This is a genomic window from Thermodesulfobacteriota bacterium, from assembly GCA_035559815.1.
Lineage (GTDB): Bacteria > Desulfobacterota_D > UBA1144 > Nemesobacterales > CSP1-2 > DATMAT01.
Window position 1 is genome coordinate 1 of the sequence record DATMAT010000017.1, and the last position, 15,694, is coordinate 15,694.

The 15,694-nt window shown below is 44.0% G+C and carries 22 protein-coding genes; 8 read left to right on the top strand and 14 right to left on the bottom strand.

Annotation, left to right across the window (positions count from 1 at the left end; translation table 11 throughout):
- The first annotated feature begins 175 nt into the window (after window positions 1-175).
- Window positions 176-490, top strand: coding sequence for a hypothetical protein (locus VNN20_03420; GenBank protein HWP91235.1), 315 nt, complete (start codon window positions 176-178; stop codon window positions 488-490).
- Between the two features lie 45 nt (window positions 491-535).
- Here the strand turns inward: VNN20_03420 and VNN20_03425 are convergent, their stop codons facing one another.
- Window positions 536-805: a type II toxin-antitoxin system RelE/ParE family toxin gene (locus VNN20_03425; GenBank protein HWP91236.1), complete on the bottom strand. Its 270-nt coding sequence runs from the start codon at window positions 803-805 to the stop codon at window positions 536-538.
- A complete protein-coding gene (locus tag VNN20_03430) occupies window positions 789-1,025 on the bottom strand; it encodes a hypothetical protein (GenBank protein HWP91237.1) in 237 nt (78 codons plus the stop codon). Before VNN20_03430 ends, VNN20_03425 begins: the two co-directional genes overlap by 17 nt.
- Before the next feature lie 150 nt (window positions 1,026-1,175).
- Here VNN20_03430 and VNN20_03435 point away from each other — a divergent pair, with 150 nt between their 5' ends.
- The 7 genes from VNN20_03435 (at window position 1,176) to VNN20_03465 (ending at window position 7,713) form a co-directional block, all read left to right on the top strand.
- Window positions 1,176-1,493 (top strand): helix-turn-helix domain-containing protein, encoded by a 318-nt coding sequence (locus VNN20_03435; protein HWP91238.1) that lies wholly within the window; start codon window positions 1,176-1,178, stop codon window positions 1,491-1,493.
- Complete coding sequence (locus VNN20_03440; GenBank protein HWP91239.1) at window positions 1,486-1,926, top strand: type II toxin-antitoxin system VapC family toxin; 441 nt, start codon at window positions 1,486-1,488, stop codon at window positions 1,924-1,926. The genes VNN20_03435 and VNN20_03440 overlap by 8 nt, the downstream gene beginning before the upstream one ends.
- Before the next feature lie 227 nt (window positions 1,927-2,153).
- The gene (locus VNN20_03445; GenBank protein HWP91240.1) at window positions 2,154-2,414 is read left to right on the top strand and encodes a hypothetical protein; all 261 of its coding nucleotides are present in this window, start codon (window positions 2,154-2,156) and stop codon (window positions 2,412-2,414) included.
- Between the two features lie 246 nt (window positions 2,415-2,660).
- Complete coding sequence (locus VNN20_03450) at window positions 2,661-2,825, top strand: hypothetical protein (protein ID HWP91241.1); 165 nt, start codon at window positions 2,661-2,663, stop codon at window positions 2,823-2,825.
- A 459-nt stretch (window positions 2,826-3,284) separates the two neighbouring features.
- Window positions 3,285-4,613, top strand: a complete 1,329-nt coding sequence (locus VNN20_03455) for a tetratricopeptide repeat protein (GenBank protein HWP91242.1) — start codon at window positions 3,285-3,287, stop codon at window positions 4,611-4,613.
- 276 nt (window positions 4,614-4,889) lie between these two features.
- Window positions 4,890-6,248, top strand: coding sequence for a hypothetical protein (locus VNN20_03460; protein ID HWP91243.1), 1,359 nt, complete (start codon window positions 4,890-4,892; stop codon window positions 6,246-6,248).
- Window positions 6,249-6,267: 19 nt separating this feature from the next.
- Window positions 6,268-7,713 (top strand): VCBS repeat-containing protein, encoded by a 1,446-nt coding sequence (locus VNN20_03465; protein HWP91244.1) that lies wholly within the window; start codon window positions 6,268-6,270, stop codon window positions 7,711-7,713.
- Window positions 7,714-7,860: 147 nt separating this feature from the next.
- Here the strand turns inward: VNN20_03465 and VNN20_03470 are convergent, their stop codons facing one another.
- The 12 genes from VNN20_03470 to VNN20_03525 all read right to left on the bottom strand — a co-directional run bounded on the left by VNN20_03470 (window position 7,861) and on the right by VNN20_03525 (window position 15,690).
- Window positions 7,861-8,067, bottom strand: a complete 207-nt coding sequence (locus VNN20_03470; protein ID HWP91245.1) for a hypothetical protein — start codon at window positions 8,065-8,067, stop codon at window positions 7,861-7,863.
- Window positions 8,068-8,120: 53 nt separating this feature from the next.
- A complete protein-coding gene (locus tag VNN20_03475) occupies window positions 8,121-8,516 on the bottom strand; it encodes a type II toxin-antitoxin system VapC family toxin (GenBank protein ID HWP91246.1) in 396 nt (131 codons plus the stop codon).
- Window positions 8,513-8,746, bottom strand: a complete 234-nt coding sequence (locus tag VNN20_03480) for a type II toxin-antitoxin system prevent-host-death family antitoxin (GenBank protein HWP91247.1) — start codon at window positions 8,744-8,746, stop codon at window positions 8,513-8,515. Before VNN20_03480 ends, VNN20_03475 begins: the two co-directional genes overlap by 4 nt.
- Window positions 8,747-9,033: 287 nt before the next feature.
- Window positions 9,034-10,080 carry an alcohol dehydrogenase gene (locus VNN20_03485; GenBank protein HWP91248.1) on the bottom strand — a complete coding sequence of 349 codons (1,047 nt, stop codon included), beginning with the start codon at window positions 10,078-10,080 and terminating at the stop codon, window positions 9,034-9,036.
- Between the two features lie 196 nt (window positions 10,081-10,276).
- On the bottom strand, window positions 10,277-11,080 hold the full coding sequence (locus VNN20_03490; GenBank protein ID HWP91249.1) for an alpha/beta fold hydrolase: 804 nt from the start codon (window positions 11,078-11,080) through the stop codon (window positions 10,277-10,279).
- A gap of 73 nt (window positions 11,081-11,153) precedes the next feature.
- Window positions 11,154-11,945 carry an HAD-IIA family hydrolase gene (locus VNN20_03495; protein HWP91250.1) on the bottom strand — a complete coding sequence of 264 codons (792 nt, stop codon included), beginning with the start codon at window positions 11,943-11,945 and terminating at the stop codon, window positions 11,154-11,156.
- 54 nt (window positions 11,946-11,999) lie between these two features.
- On the bottom strand, window positions 12,000-12,323 hold the full coding sequence (locus tag VNN20_03500) for a hypothetical protein (protein ID HWP91251.1): 324 nt from the start codon (window positions 12,321-12,323) through the stop codon (window positions 12,000-12,002).
- A gap of 112 nt (window positions 12,324-12,435) precedes the next feature.
- A complete protein-coding gene (locus VNN20_03505; GenBank protein ID HWP91252.1) occupies window positions 12,436-12,849 on the bottom strand; it encodes a PTS sugar transporter subunit IIA in 414 nt (137 codons plus the stop codon).
- Between the two features lie 9 nt (window positions 12,850-12,858).
- Window positions 12,859-13,707 carry an RNase adapter RapZ gene (gene rapZ, locus VNN20_03510; GenBank protein ID HWP91253.1) on the bottom strand — a complete coding sequence of 283 codons (849 nt, stop codon included), beginning with the start codon at window positions 13,705-13,707 and terminating at the stop codon, window positions 12,859-12,861.
- Entirely contained in the window at window positions 13,703-14,665 is a 963-nt protein-coding gene (gene hprK, locus VNN20_03515; GenBank protein HWP91254.1) for an HPr(Ser) kinase/phosphatase, read from the bottom strand. Before hprK ends, rapZ begins: the two co-directional genes overlap by 5 nt.
- Entirely contained in the window at window positions 14,652-15,113 is a 462-nt protein-coding gene (locus VNN20_03520; protein HWP91255.1) for a PTS sugar transporter subunit IIA, read from the bottom strand. Before VNN20_03520 ends, hprK begins: the two co-directional genes overlap by 14 nt.
- Before the next feature lie 16 nt (window positions 15,114-15,129).
- Entirely contained in the window at window positions 15,130-15,690 is a 561-nt protein-coding gene (locus VNN20_03525) for an HPF/RaiA family ribosome-associated protein (protein ID HWP91256.1), read from the bottom strand.
- Window positions 15,691-15,694: the final 4 nt, after the last annotated feature.

The window sequence follows — 15,694 nt, forward strand, 5'->3', positions numbered from 1 at the left end:
GAGCCTACCAGAAGCCAAGAAGAAGATACTAAAAAGAGGGTTTTATTTAGCGCACATAAAATTTCATGGTGGTTCTGGTCCGTATAGTCAAAACCCTATTTCGTTTTTCAGGTGGATAAAGGAAACCTTCCTTTCAGGGGAGAGGATAGAAATTTGAAGGTTAGGAGGTTGGCAGATGAATGATTTATCACTGGTTGAGGTTCTTAGTATAGTAGAGGCAAATAATCCCGGTTTCTTGAGGGATACGAAAATTGAATCAAAAGACGACCTCGAAGCATATCCGATAACTCTAGTTATTCTTTTGGTACAGTCGGACCAAACAGTAGTTGCGAAAGCAGCGAACATCAATATAACGGAAAGAATTATTGAAAGTATCGAGCAAAAAAGCTCTTTTGTGCGAGAAGTATCGGAAACGGTTACTCCTCGACGCCTAACCATACATCTATTCGTGGATGATGATATGCACAATCGGGAAGTAGTTTCGATATAGAAGGTTTAGTGAAATATCAAATTGAGCATACTAATGTTACAGTGATTATCTGTATGCATCGCCCCTTGGGAATATGTTTACAACGGCGATGATTTTTGATTCTTTGATCAATCCAAAAATTATTCTGTAATCGCCTACTCTTAATCTGTAGAAATCCTTTAAATCACCGGTTAGGTCTGTTACATGGGGATGTTCTAAAGGCTTCTCATATTTCGACAAATTCACCAGGGCTTCTTTTATTCTTTGTTTGAGTTTCTTATCCAGTTTGTTGTGATATTTCTCTGCATTGGAAGATACTTTAATCGTCCAACTCATTAATGGTTTTTCCGCCGCCCTTTCTTATATCTTCTAGTCCTTCTTTGGATTCCTCTAAGAATCCCGGTATTCTCAACAGCTCAAGGGTTTCTTTATGCCTTTCTATGTAGCCATCAACCAGTTCCTCAAAGATCTTGCTTAAAGGTCTATTCTCGTATCCCGCTATTGCCCTGAGTAATCTTAATTTTTCCTCAGGAAGTCTTAAGGTTGTTGCTCCCATATTTTCACCTCACCATAATATTGTAAGATCGTGATATTACAATGTCAAATTGTGATTACCCAGAATACTGATGAAAATTGTTGACTATTATTGTATAGTTATGCACACTCATAGTAACTGAATTGCAAATATAAATAAGGAGTTGGCAAAATGGAGGAACTTTTAACTGTAGAGGAAGTGGCAAAGCGGCTTAAGATCAGTAAGGCAACGGTAAGAAGGCATATAAGAGAGGGAAGGCTGAAGGCAGTAAAGATTGGCAGGGTTGTTCGCGTCTCAGCCGAGGAGGTTAAGGAGTTATTTCGTCCAATAGATGAAGTGAAATCAAAGGCCTCGACAAGCAGGCTTGCCTGGGTCGATAAATGCCGAAGACTGAGTCAAAAGATAAAGGAAAGTCACCACGGTGTCTTACTTGAAGATTCATCCGAGACAATAAGGAGCCTCAGGGAAGGAAGAATTCTCAGTGAGTAATCCATCGGATAGAATCTGTATCGATGCGAGCCTGGCTCTTAAGTGGGTATTACCGGAGAAACATACAGACTGGGCTCTGGAGCTTCTTTATGATTGGATATCAAAAGGATTTAAGCTTATTGCTCCCACATTGTTTATATTCGAGGTTACCTCTACTCTAAGAAATAAGGTACATAGACAAATCATCTCTTGGGAAGAGGGTTTCTTGGCACTAGATCAAATCAGGCGGGGCAGAATAGAATTGATCTTATCTCCGAAATTGGTCGATAGGGCATGGGAAATCTCAGGTGGCTTGAGATTGCCGACCGCATACGACGCTTTCTATTTGGCCTTAGCCGAGGAACAAAACTGCCAATTCTGGACCGCAGATAGGAACTTAGTGAGTATTCTCAAGAAACATAAGATGGATTGGGCAAGGTGGATTGGGGATTAAAAATGTCAAATAGATGGACATTATTTCCGTAAGGGTTACGGTTCGTGGAAATACTTAATCGGATTCGAATCTAACCAATTTCCACGGGAACATTAATCTTGGGGTTAAAGGAAGGTTAACCAGAGAAGTAATCTATGAGATGATATTGGTTTCTTAATAAAATATTTCATTTGACGGATAAAGCTTTATGTAACTTTGTGTAATACCTTTATTTTTGGGTAGTGACAATGGGTACGCGTACTGTCCGTTTAGATGATGAGACCGAAAAACTCCTTCAAGAGATCATCCAGGCGACAGGTCTATCTATATCCGCAGCGCTCAAGAAGGGACTCCTGGTGCTTCAGGACGAAATTTCCCGGCAAGTTGAGAGAACGCTCTATGACATTTACCGAGAACTAGATCTGGGGCCGGGGGGCTATGCTATAGGGCCTTCTACCCAAACCCGCCTCGGGGTGAAGGGGGCAATTAAGAAGAAGCTCAAACGATGATTCTTGTAGACACGGGTCCTCTTATTGCGCTATTTGATCCAAAAGATGCATTGCACGAATGCTGTAAGAGTGTACTTAAGACGATCAGGGAGCCGCTTTATACTACTATTCCAGTTCTCACAGAGGCTTTTCACATAATTTCCGCTGGGGAGCTACGGAGCGGATCGGCTAAGAGACTTTATCCTCAAAGGCGGCTTGTTCATTTGGTTCATGGATTATACCCGGGTGCAGCGTGGATTTGAGTTGATGGACAAGTACGCGGATCACCCGATGGATTTTGCAGATGCTTCCCTCATCGTCGCTGCGGAGGTATTGAAAACTAATAAGGTCTTTACTATCGACCGGCAAGACTTTGAGACATACCGGGTACGGCGAGGACATCGCTACTACCGGGTCGAGATCGTGTGCTGACAATGGCAGAATACCTCTATATCGCCCGTTTATTCTTAATATGATGTTGTCTGATCCTGTTTGAGGTACGCCAATTCTGGACGGCTGATCAGAATCTTTATTACTAAGAAACATAGAATAGACTGGGCAAGATAGATAGGGGATTAAAGATGTCAAATAGATAGACATTATGTCCATAAAGTTTACATGACTCTCAACTCTTTTATTATCAATAGTTCCAAACCTATCTTGAATAGCCCTATGTAAAGATCCTTGACACTAGTCCTACACAATATTGTATCTGTAAATCAATTAGTTACTAACCAGAAAGAACCTAACTAGCTTATTTTACTATCTTTCTCCGTTATCACTTCAAACCCAATGCCCTTGGCACAATTCTTGTAAAACTTATTAACATGAATTTTTAAAAAATTTTAGGATTGTGTGCTGTTGATTCCTGTGTATAAGGAGGATTAAAAAATGAATAATATAATGGACTCAAAGTCTTTCCCTATTATCTTAGTTTTTTCATTTTTTATTCTGTTTTTCTCCATTCCTTACAGCAATGCTCAGGATGCGGATAAAATCGCAGAGGGAATTGAGAAGGGTGCAAAAATTACAAAGGGAGTAATTAAAGCTCTCGGAGAAATTTTCGGCGATGATGACAAGGAAGAAAAAAAGAAATCGGGTACCGGAGGGGAAGAAGAAGGTGACTTTGAGTCACAAGGCTTGAATACAGAACCTCCTGGTCAACATAATCCGTATCCCATGGGTCAGACTTCTTCAGGAGGTGAATACAACCAAACACCTCATTATCAGCCTTACGGACAAAACCAAACCGGGTTCACAAGTGGAGGGTACAATCAATCTGGGCCATATCAACCTGGTTATAGGGCTGCCCCTGGTGGCCAGTATACCGTGCCTAATCAAACAGTAGGTCCAGGACAATATCCATCTACGGGAGGAGGTTATTATCCCAATCAAGTTAATCAAGGCAACACCCAGTACGGACCGGGTCAGGGAGGTTACACAGGAGGTGGATATAATCAAACAGCACCATATCAACAGAGCTATGGGACTGCCCCTGGTGGTCAATATACTGCGCCTAATCAACCTTATGGGCAAAACCAAAGTGGGTTTACGGGTGGATATAATCAAACAGCGCCATACCAGCCGGGCTCTGGGGTTAATTCCGGTGGTCAGTATACTGCACCTAATCAACCGGGTGGAATCACCAACCCAAATCAAACCCATCAGAGTAATACTGGTACTGGTACCACTTCCAGTAGCCAATCAGCCTATGTGCCGATAAAACCTGTCTCTGTGCAAAAACAAGCAGAGGCCCTGAGAAACGAGGGATATGTCCTTTATCAGAATACTCAGTATCAAATGGCTATCGATGTTCTTAACAGGGCTATCCAGCTTAACCCTATGGATTCTTATGCCTATTTTTACAGAGGTGTTTCTTACATGGGATTAAAGTTGATAGACATGGCTATCAGGGATTTACAAATGTCAATTGATTTAAATCCTGGATATTCTCATTCGTATAGTAATTTGGGAGCTGCTTTCTTGGAGGTTAAGGATTTGGATAATGCAATTAGGACCTGCAGCACGGCTATACAACTTAACCCGAATCACACACTTGGCTACTACAACAGAGGGGTTGCATATATGTTATCAAAACAGTATCAACTGGCTTTTGCAGACTTTAGTCAGGTACTGAGATTAAATCCCAATCATCAAGACGCTAAGGTAAATATCGAATACGTTCAGAAGAAATTAGCAAAAGGAAATCCGACTGATTGATGAGAGGTGAGTGTTGATCATCAAATTTTTAATTGTAGTAGAGGCAGCCAAATAATGGTATTAAGGAGGTTTAAACAGGTGATAAGAGAAATGAGTTCACTAATTTCATTAATCGTACTAACCTTAACAATTTCACCGATCAATATTTATGCTCAATCTCCAGATTCTGTTGAGCCTTTAGCTAGAACTGTGGAGGCTTTGTTTAAGGCAAAGATTTGGTCGAACTTATATATTAGTTAAAGAACAATTTTTCATTTGGTGCGTAGGGGGGAGAAAATGATAAATGTACTAAAGGATTATTGTAGAGTTAGTTGCATAATAATAGTTATTTGTCTATGTAATATCCCTATATCTCAACAAACATATGCGGTTGATTGTAATACAGATTGTAACAGACATTGCAAGAATGTATTTATCAAAGGGGGTTGCATAACAGCATGTGAGGCAGAAAAAGCGATTTCACGTAATAGTGGTTGTGGAGGCGTAGTCTTAACCCCTAGCAACCCTGATTTTGATAAGACTATTTCCAGTTGGCTCAGACAAGGACTAACTCCGCCGATGGTTCGAGAATACTTCGTTTATCTGGAAAGACAAGGAGATGGCACATGGAAAAGATTGCCACAAAGGCTGCATGAAATTCTAATCTTTGAGTATGTAAAATCTAATCTTCGTAGTGTTAAGTACGCTGAGAGCGTTAATACTGTGCACGGACAGCATATTACGGTAGGGGATAACATATATTTTATAAGACCGATAAACCTGAATTATTGTAATCTGAATGAAGTAAAAGTAGATAAAGAATGCGATCTTCATTTGTTATTACACGAATTAGAACACACGAGCCAATATGCAGTTCATGGAGGTAAGGAAGCCTTTGTTGTTAAGTACTTATTGAATGGAGCAATTGAAATAGGGAGAAATGGGTCATTCAATGTTCATGATGCAATAAATCTCGAACAAGATGCAGAAAATAAGGCTGATCGGATAATCCAAAAGATTTGGAACCAATGGTCGTTACGGCCTGTTTTAATACAAAACCAATGCCGCTATCCGGTGCGCCTATCTCTCTTCTATTTAAATCAATTTGGGAATTGGGTAGCTGAAGGATGGTGGAATTTTAATCCTGATCAGCAGTTCTTTCTGAGTGTAAGCGGTACACGAATAGCAACACGCGACAGTAGATTTGATTATTATGCAGAAATCCCGGGCAAAGGAATTTCATGGGGTGGCGATAAATATCGAAAATTTGATGGCAAAATGCTACCTATGCGCGAACGAAAGTTCGGCGTTGATTCAGATGGAAACTATAAGTTTAGTATAGCCTGTAATAATCTTAGAGAAGTAGAAGTTAGCGTCCAACCTGAGTATGATTATCATGCCGTTACTAAATTGCGATCAGTTGAAAGCACTTACCCGTCTTCAATAACATTTGTCAATAGTTCAAATAAAACTGTAGATGTTTACTGGGTGGATTTTCAAGGTAATGAGAAGCCGTATAAAAAACTACTCCCGGGACAATCTTACGATCAGCAAACATATGACACTCATCCATGGGTTGTAAAATATGAAGGTAGCGGACAATTAGTGCTTACGGTTATTGGAACTAAAACCCCACAGGTTGCAAATATTAAATAAGGTGGGGAGGAAAATGAAGATGAAGGATATATTAAGCGGTTGCAGCATTAAATCAGTTTCATTATTTATAATCATAGGTCTTTGGTTTGTCGTTCCTTTAAATGCCGAAGCTGAATGTGGATATGAGACAAATAAATTTGATTTAAAAGCAGGAGTTGAAGGTGGTGGTTGGACGGCTGCATGGGCAGATGACATTTCCGAGACCGACGTAGCTCAGGGCCTTGTTGCCACAGGTGTTTCTATCTACTCGGCTAACCCTGCTCCATTTTATGCCTGGGTCGAAGAATTAATCAGAAGGACTATTCAGTCACTTTCATCTAGCATTCAGGACAGATTTTCTCAGAGAGTTATAGAACAGGCCAATCAACTAGCTTCCGAAGCGATAAAAGCTGCAATTCGAGGTCAGAGTGCTAATGAAGTACTTAGGCAATTCGATACAGTTGATTTCAAAGCCGGTGCGATACAGTATGCGGGTAGGAACTATTGTAAAGGTTTGGGCCAGGATGTGACTTTATCAAATACTTGGGGAATTAAACCATATGTTGCTTTTAGGTGGAGGGGATCAGGTACAGATACTGGGAGTGGCCAAATTTCTGGTTCTGAGGGGTCGGGTTCTCAAGGACCGACTTATCAGAGTTTTATCCTCCACACTGGAACGGCTCTGCATGAGACAGGTGAGGACTTTGACTTTGTGGTGGGAGACTGGAATAGAGATGGAGCTATAGACTTGATAGCGATAAAGAAAAGAGGTACTGGTTCGAACAGCACAGAGGTGCACGTTCTCAATGGAGCATCAAACTTTAGTAACTTCATCCTCCACACTGGGACGGCGTTGCATGAGACAGGAGAGGACTTTGACTTTGCTGTAGGAGATTGGAATCGGGATGGGAGTTTAGACTTGGTAGCGATAAAAAAGAAGAGTGGAACGGGTTCCAACAGTACTGAGGTGCATATTCTGAATGGAGCCTCCAATTATAGCAACTTTATTCTCCAAACGAGCACTGCATTGCACGAGACTGGTAGTAATTTTGATTTTGCAGTAACAGATTGGAATAGAGATGGGAGACCAGACCTTATAGCACTGAAGAAAAGTGGTAGTGGAACGAATAGTACCGAGGTGCATATTTTAGATGGGGCATCGAATTTTAGTAATTTCTTACTCCAAACAGGCACTGCATTGCATGAGACAGGTGAGGACTTTGACTTTGTTGTAGGAGACTGGAATAGAGACGGAGCTGTAGACTTGATAGCTGTGAAGAAAAACCGAACAGGAAGTAATAGCACTGAGGTACATATACTAAATGGAGCATTGAATTTTAGTAACTTCCTGCTTCAAACTGGCACCCCATTACATCAGACGAGTAGTGACTTTGACTTTGTTGTCAATGACATAGATTTAGGCCTGTTTGCTATAAAGAAAAGAGGAACAGGAACTAACAGCACTGAGGTGCATGCTTTGAGATAGAGAAGGATAAGTTGTACAACAATTAGGATCTAGAACCTATGATCGGGTTTTCGATCCAACGATTTTTTAGTTCTTTATTCTTACTTGTTTTAACTTCATCTTGAAGCGAACACCAGGTTCGCCCCCCTACGTTTTCTTAGGATTTATCTAAGGCGTGTGCGCGACCTTTATGGCATTCCCTTCTTTACTCTCCATGAGGTGATATCCCTTTGGTGTATCGACAAGCGGGAGATCGTGGGTAATCACGGCGGTTCGGCCAACCTTGCCGTGCTCGACCAATAGAAGGAGTTTATTGATGTAGTTTTTTGCCGAGGATACTCTGCCTTTAGGTCTTTCAGAGGATTTAAAAAGCATAACTGCTTTTATTGTCCGGGGTACGCTCTATTGTGTGATGTAAGTTTGCTATTCTACCAGATTGTTTGGATATAAGGATAGCGAGCTATCTTTTCATCACGAGTAATTAGAGGAAATCCTAGAGCAAGCGCAGTAGCAATAATGATTCGGTCGGCAGGGTCTGGATGAAGAGGGGAAGGTAGTTGAACCGACTTGATGGCGATTGAATTGTCAACAGGAATAAAATGGACAAACGGTAGTGCCTCGGACTTGGCCACCCATCCGGTTACATCCAAGGTAAGTTGCAAACGACCTCTCTCCACAAGCTGGGCAATTTCCCATACGCTAATGGAAGATATGTATATAGCATCTCTATTCTTGGCTTTCGTAATTAGACGATTTGCTTTCGAGGAAAGACGTTCGATTCCACTAACCCACCAAACCCATACATGAGTATCGAGCAATATCATTTAAGAGCATCCCAATCTTCTACCCCTACCGGTTCAGTGGGGTCTTTGTATTTGAGTACACTGCCGCGCAGTGACTTTAAGCTCGCCTCTGGGTCTGCGGAGTAGGGCACTATTTTGAGGACAGGTTTCCCTCGGTCGGTTATGATTAGTTCCTTGCCCGTTTTTTCGACCTCCCGGAAATATTCAAGCGCTCGTGGTTTGAATTTGGATTTAGAAACGGACTTTGACATTAGATCTACTCCTGAAATGAGAGAGTAACCATAGTCATATTACTATGGTCATTTAGATTGTCAAGGTAATAACCAGTTGGGCGAAGGCAAGGTTCGCCCCTACGTTTTTTACGCGTTTATAGCAATACTTTCCTTTCAAGATGGAAAAAGGTACGGCATGTTTTGTGCGAAATCGAAGGAAGAAGGTGGGTAGAATCATTTTGTTCACCCTCCCCTTTATCCCCTCCCATCAAGGGAGGGGAAATTCCGGTGATGCGCCTTGCAAAGGGGGAATGATTTGGATTTGACTAAGGCGTGAGGACGACCTTTATGGCATTCCCTTCTTTGCTGTCCATGAGGTGATATCCCTTTGGCGTATCGGCAAGCGGAAGGTCGTGGGTAATCACGGCGGTTGGGTCGACCTTGCCGTGCTCGACCAATGGAAGAAGTTTATTGATGTAGTTTTTTGCCGGGCATACTCCCCCTTTTAAGGTTAAGTCTTTCAGGTAAAAATCGAGCATGGGTATGGGAACCGGTTCTATGAATAGCCCGGCGAACGATATTCTTCCCGCCGGTCTCACTATCTTGAAGGCGTCAAGGAGCGCTTCGCTAGAGCCAATGCATTCTAGGACGGCATCGACGCCCCTCCCGTTTGTTATCTCCATTATTTTTTCAACCGGATTTTCTTTATGCGTATTGATTCCGATATCCGCACCCATCTTCTTAGCTACATTTAACCTGAAGTCGTGCCGTCCTATGGTTATTATTAACGATGCTCCAAAGAGTTTTGCCGATGCTGTAGCGAAGAGACCGATCGGGCCGTCGCCGAATACCACAACTGCATCTCCCGGATTTATGTTCGCACACTCGGCGCAAAAGTAACCGGTCGAGAATATGTCCCCGAGGAATATGATTTTATCATCAGGAATATTATCAGGAACCTTCTCCAGAGTACCATCGGCTAGGGGAACCCGGACATACTCGGCCTGGCCGCCGAAGATATCTCCGAATGCCTTTCCAAAACCGAAGCAGCCTCCCCCTCCGGTGCAAGATGTGGGCACGTTATTTCGGCAATTTACACAGATTCCGCAGCTTACCCAGAATGGAGCTACTACTTTATCTCCTTTTCTAAAATTCTTGACTCCTTTCCCGGCGTCTTCTATCACACCCATAAACTCGTGTCCGACCACGAATCCCTCGTCCATAGGAACGCGGCCGCGGTAGAAGTGTAGGTCCGAGCCGCATATAGCGCTCTTGGTAACCTTGAGGATCACGTCATTCGGGTTTGTAATTTGGGGGTCAGGAACGGTCTCCACCCTTATGTCTCTTACGCCATGATATGTCGCCGCTATCATGAGGAACCTCCTTGATTTGTTTTAGTAACTGTTCGGCCACGAAGACACTAAGACACGAAGTTTGGTTTGTAGTTGTATGGTTGATGGTTAAAAGCTTTAACTATCAACTATCAACTATCACCTTATTTCGTAGTACCTTGGTGGATAGTATAGATACTATCATGAGATCGTATTCCATTTCTAGTAGCAAGTAATTCTATCTAAGAATACCGTCGTGTTCTTTTAAAAACCCCAGTACTATGGCATTAAACTCCTCCGGCTTCTCGATGGGGGGGACGTGTCCGCAACCTTTGATTATTACCAGCTTAGAGCCTTTGATGCTATTATGCAGTATTCTAGAGTGCCGGGGAGGGATGAGGATATCTTCCTCGCCGACGATGATGAGGGTAGGGGCTTTTATCTCGGAGATGCGGTCGGCCAGGTTATGTTTCATGCACGCCTTGGCCAGGTTTATGATAGGCTTAGGTGGGTTGTTCTTTATGCTCGCCTCCCTCAGTGCCATTATGTTCTCCAGGTTTTTCTCGACAAAACTATTGGCAAAGAGAACGGGAAGCGCCACATCGTACCTTAGCTCGCTTCCCCCTACCTCCGTCGCCTTTATCCAGGCCTTGAGTATGAGCTCTAACAAAGTATCTATGTAGCTGCAGGTATCAACCAAGACTAAGGCGCCTACTTTGTCCGGATATTTCAAAGCGAAGTGCTGGGCGACCATACCGCCGTTAGAAAGTCCTACAACGTGAGCCTTACCCACATTTATTTTGTCCAGGAGATTATTCAGGTCCTCTGCATGCATTTCCTGTGAGTAATCCATGTCCGGCTTGTCGGACTGGCCTTGGCCACGGCAGTCGTATCTCAGCACGTTGTAGTTTTGCGAAAAAGCATCAACCTGATAATACCAGCCGTTTACATCCATGGTCAGTCCATTTATGAATACCACTACTGGTCCCTCTCCGTCTAATACGTAGTTTAGTTCTATTCCGTTTATCTTCACCCTGGGCATGATAGATTGGTTTTTTATTCCTAGTGTTATTTTTGAAGGGTTTCTGGAGACACAAAATTTTGTGTCTCTACCCTTATTCTTTTAATAAATCTTCCAGGTTGCTTATAACATAATCGGGCTTGATTTCGGACCGGGAAATCTCCTCTTTGGTTGTCGAACCGGAAAGAACCAGGATAGTGGCCAGCCCGGCGCGCTTCCCACCCAGAATATCCGTATCAAGCCTGTCTCCTATTATGGCAGTCCTTTCTGGTGATGGAAGAAGCTTCTTGGCTACGTCGAACATTATCGATTCAGGCTTTCCTACGGTAATCGCTTTTTTCTCTGATGCAACCTCGATAGCCGCAAGCAGGGCGCCGGTAGCTGGAACAAGCCCTTCCGGCGTTGGGAAAACCGGGTCACGATTTGTACCGAAGAATTTAGCGCCGTTTCTCACTGCCATTGCGGCAAGCTTTATCTCCTGATAACTAACCTGCTGGTGGCCGCCGACTACCACATAGTCGGCAAATTTTGCTTCTTCGTCGTCACAAAGCCTTAGACCTATCCCCCTTATTTCTTCCTTGAGCGCATCGGTCCCGACGACATATGCCTTCTTCCCGTCTAGTTCATAATTCTCTTTTATGTGCTGCGCTATAGCCATTCCCGACGTAACTACGTGGTTGGCAGTTACGGAGATACCCATTCTTTCGAGCTTGTCTGAATACTCTCGGGAGGAGCTTCTGGGGTCGTTGGTTAGAAAAATTATGCCCTTTCCCAACTTTCTCAGGGTTTCGATCGTCTCCCTGGCCCCGGTAACCGGCTTGTTCTCGACATAGACCACGCCGTCCAGGTCGATTATGAAATGATCGAATAGGTCAACGAGTTTCATCAAGATATATTGGTGTTTTTAATACCAGCGGAGGAATATAAGTTGATTCTACTGCTACTCCCAGATGTACTTCTTCAGCAGCTCCTGTTTATCCTCTTTGACAAAGCTCCTCTTCACCTGGATTAACTTCATGTGGTCATCCTGAACCATCTCCACGCCGATCAAGCTGAGAATGTCCGTGGCCGCCCGTTTATATCCTTCATAGTAATCCACGACCTCGCCTGCTGCTCTCACCGTTGTAGAGTCTAAAAACAGGGCAATGGCAGCAAATTCCCTGGGCACATCTTCATCGATCTCTAGGCTATAGCCCTCTAGGGCATCTACAAGGAGATGGTTCTTCCACATCTCTACTATTCTATCAAACTCTTCCACTCTCATTTTGTATTTCCCCTCGGTTGGCTTGTTGTTGGGTACTATAAACGGATTTTGTTTATTATAACCAAAAAGTCCGGGTTTTAAAGCTTGGATTATCCTTTACTCGATTAGACTGCTACTGGCCCCTTTTTTGAAGAAGCTTGCTGGCCACGATTATGTTATCCCTTCCTGCGCTCTCGGCTATCTTCACCGCTTCATCCAGGTTCACGCCTGCCGGTAGTGTGGCTAGCTTGAGAAGCATGGGGAGGTTTACCCCAGATACTACCTCCACGTTTTTAGCCTCCAGAAAAGTCAGGCTGACGTTGGAAGGGGTACCGCCAAACATATCCGTCACGATCAGGATTCCGTCCCCCTCGTCTACTTTTTTCATGGCATTCTTTATATCCTGCTTGAATGTCTCGAACTCTCTGTGTGGGTCCAGGCAAACGCCCTCCATCTTCACCGGCGGTTTTACCGATAACACGAACTGCACGGCTGAGATAAGCTCTTCTGCTAGTTTTCCGTGACTGACTACTATAACTCCGATCATGTGTTCACCTCAGCTTTTGGAAACGTCTCTGTGCCAGATGTTGGGAGCCAGGTCCTTGAATCTTTTTGCTATTTCATTGGTTATGACCACCGACCTATGCTTTCCGCCGGTGCATCCTATGGCCACGGTTAGATAGGACTTACCCTCTTCCTCGTATCGCGGGATCAAGAACTCCAGGAAATCCACCAGTTTTTCGATGAATTCTCTGGTGTCTTGGTGTCCCAGGACAAAGTCGATTATGCTCTGGTCGTGCCCGGTTAAATCCTTTAGACCCTCGATGAAGTGAGGGCTGGGTAGGAACCTCACGTCGAGCACCAGGTCCGCGTCGTAGGGGAAACCGTACTTATACCCGAAGGAGAGAAAGTTTATGGAAATCTTCCGGGGAGTGGTTTTTCCGAATGTGCCCTGGATTATCTCTCCTAGCTGATGGACGTTAAAAGAGGAGGTATCTATGATGTGGTCGGCCATATTTTTCACACGAGACAGCAGTTCCCTCTCTTTTGAAATTCCCTCCAGTATGTTTCCATCCGGAGATAAAGGATGCTTTCTCCTGGTCTCTTTGTAGCGCTTTACCAGGACCTCGTCCGAGGACTCCAGGAATAAGAGCTCGACGGAGTGTCCCTTTTTCTTGACTTCTTCTATTACCTCGGGTACCTCCTCGAAAAAGACACCTTCGCGCACATCCATAACTATACCTACTTTGGTGATATGCTCCGCCGAGTGCTTGGCCAAGTCGATAAAAGTAGGGATCAGGCTGGGTGGGAGATTATCCAGGCAAAAATAACCCAGGTCTTCTAGGGCTTTTACGGCAGTGCTCTTTCCCGAGCCAGAAATACCGCTTAAGATCACAATGTTAATCATGATCTTTCCTTTTTAAAGTTGTTCTTTCCAGCCGGGCTTCAAATTCCTCCGCCGTTCTTGTCCCGCTGATTCTCAGTAACTGATTTCTGACTGCGACCTCCACTATTGTAGCCGTGTTCCTCCCCGGGCTCACCGGGAGAATTAGATAAGGTAGGTCCACCTCCATGATTGAATAGGTTTTTTGCTCAAGTCCCAGCCGGTCGTATTCGGTACTAGGGTCCCATTGAGCCAGTTCGATCACCAAATCAATCTCCCTCTTGTCCATCACCGAAGCGGTTCCGAATAAATCTTTTATATTCACTATTCCCACTCCTCGAATCTCCATGAGGTGTCTGATGTTTTCCGGGCCGCTTCCGATCAGCCTAGACGCTCCTACTTTTCTTATCTCCACCAAGTCATCAGCAATGAGTTTAGAACCTCTCAGTATTAAGTCAAGAGCACATTCGCTCTTGCCAATCCCGCTCTTTCCCAGTATGAGCACCCCTAGTCGGTGTATGTCTATGAACACACCGTGCAGGCTCACGAAAGGAGCGAGCCGCTCTTCCAGTATCTGATTGAGGGTGGAAATAAGCCTTCCGGTGCTGAGTTTGGTAATGAATAGGGTCATCTTATTTTTCTCGCAGTACTCTTTCAAAAAACCGGGTGGGATGAGTCCTTTTGAAACAATGAAGCAGGACACATCCTGGGATGTGAGCTTATCCGCTATTTTCTCTTGCTCCCGGCTGGAGAGTTTATTGAAGTAAGAAACCTCGGTCATCCCCAATACCTGTATCTTTCCCTCTTCCAGTTGAATGTCCGGCTCGATCATTCTTAGTCCCGGCTTTTGCACCCGGTTCCATCTCACGCTACGTCTTAATCCGGACTTTCCGGAGACGACCTCTAATTGAAGTTCTTTGCCCCATAGCCTGTAGATTTCTTCGATCTCCAGGGGTTCCTCAGCTCTAATGCTTTGCATCTTCCTCGGCTATTATATCGTAGATTTCGTCCTGTGATTTTGCTTCCATCAGCCTGGACCGGAAAACCGGGTCCCGGAATATCTTGGATATTCTGGCCAGGAGTTTAAGGTGTGCCCCCGAGGAGTTTTCGGGAGCGAGTATCAGGATGAAAAGATGGGAAGGATGACCGTCTAGGGATTCAAAGTCTATTCCCTCGAGGCTTCTGCCAAAGGAGGCAATAATGTTTGTAATTCCGCCGAGCTTACCATGGGGAATGGCCACTCCGGCGTCGACTGCGGTGCTGCACAGCTTTTCTCTTTCCATTAATACTTGAAAAAGCTGGTCGGGGTTGATATTAGGGTAGAGCGATGATAGTAGTTGAGAAAGTTCCCTGATAACTTCCGGTTTATTTTTAGAATGCAGGTCGGCAATCACTGATTCCTTTTTTAGAACGTCTACTAATTTCATAATCCTAGCTTGACTATTAGGGTGCTATCAGCACTACTTTTCCTCTTCTGTTATGAAGGGTGTTTATTTCTCCCGTCTCGCTGTTGCGGAATGTCAGAATATCCTCCCCGGATACCTTTAATTGCAGTATAGCTTCTTCCACCGACATCGGCTTGAGAGGGACCCTCTCAAGGCTGATCCCTTCCCCTTCGAGTCTTTTTTCATTCGATGGACGGAGAGGCTTTTGATTTGTGCCGCCAGTATTTTCCCTCGGTTTTGCGGAGCCCCTTCTCCTGGTTTTTATTCTCATTTCGCTGAGCTTCTTCAGGCGTTTTATAGTGCCGTCGATTGCCCTATCGATGGCCCCGTGCATCTCATCTGATTCTACAGAAGAAGTGATTTTGAAAGTGCCGCTGATCACCAATATCTCGCAGATATTCCTGAACTTCTCCTCAAAAAGAACCACCCTTACTTCAGAGGGATTTTTTCTCGATTTTATATATCTTTCTACCCTCTTGATTTTTTTAAGCGTGTAATTTCTCAGGTTTTCTTGTCGGGCTTGGTTATCTATATGTCTTATGGTCACGGAAACCTGCATCTTT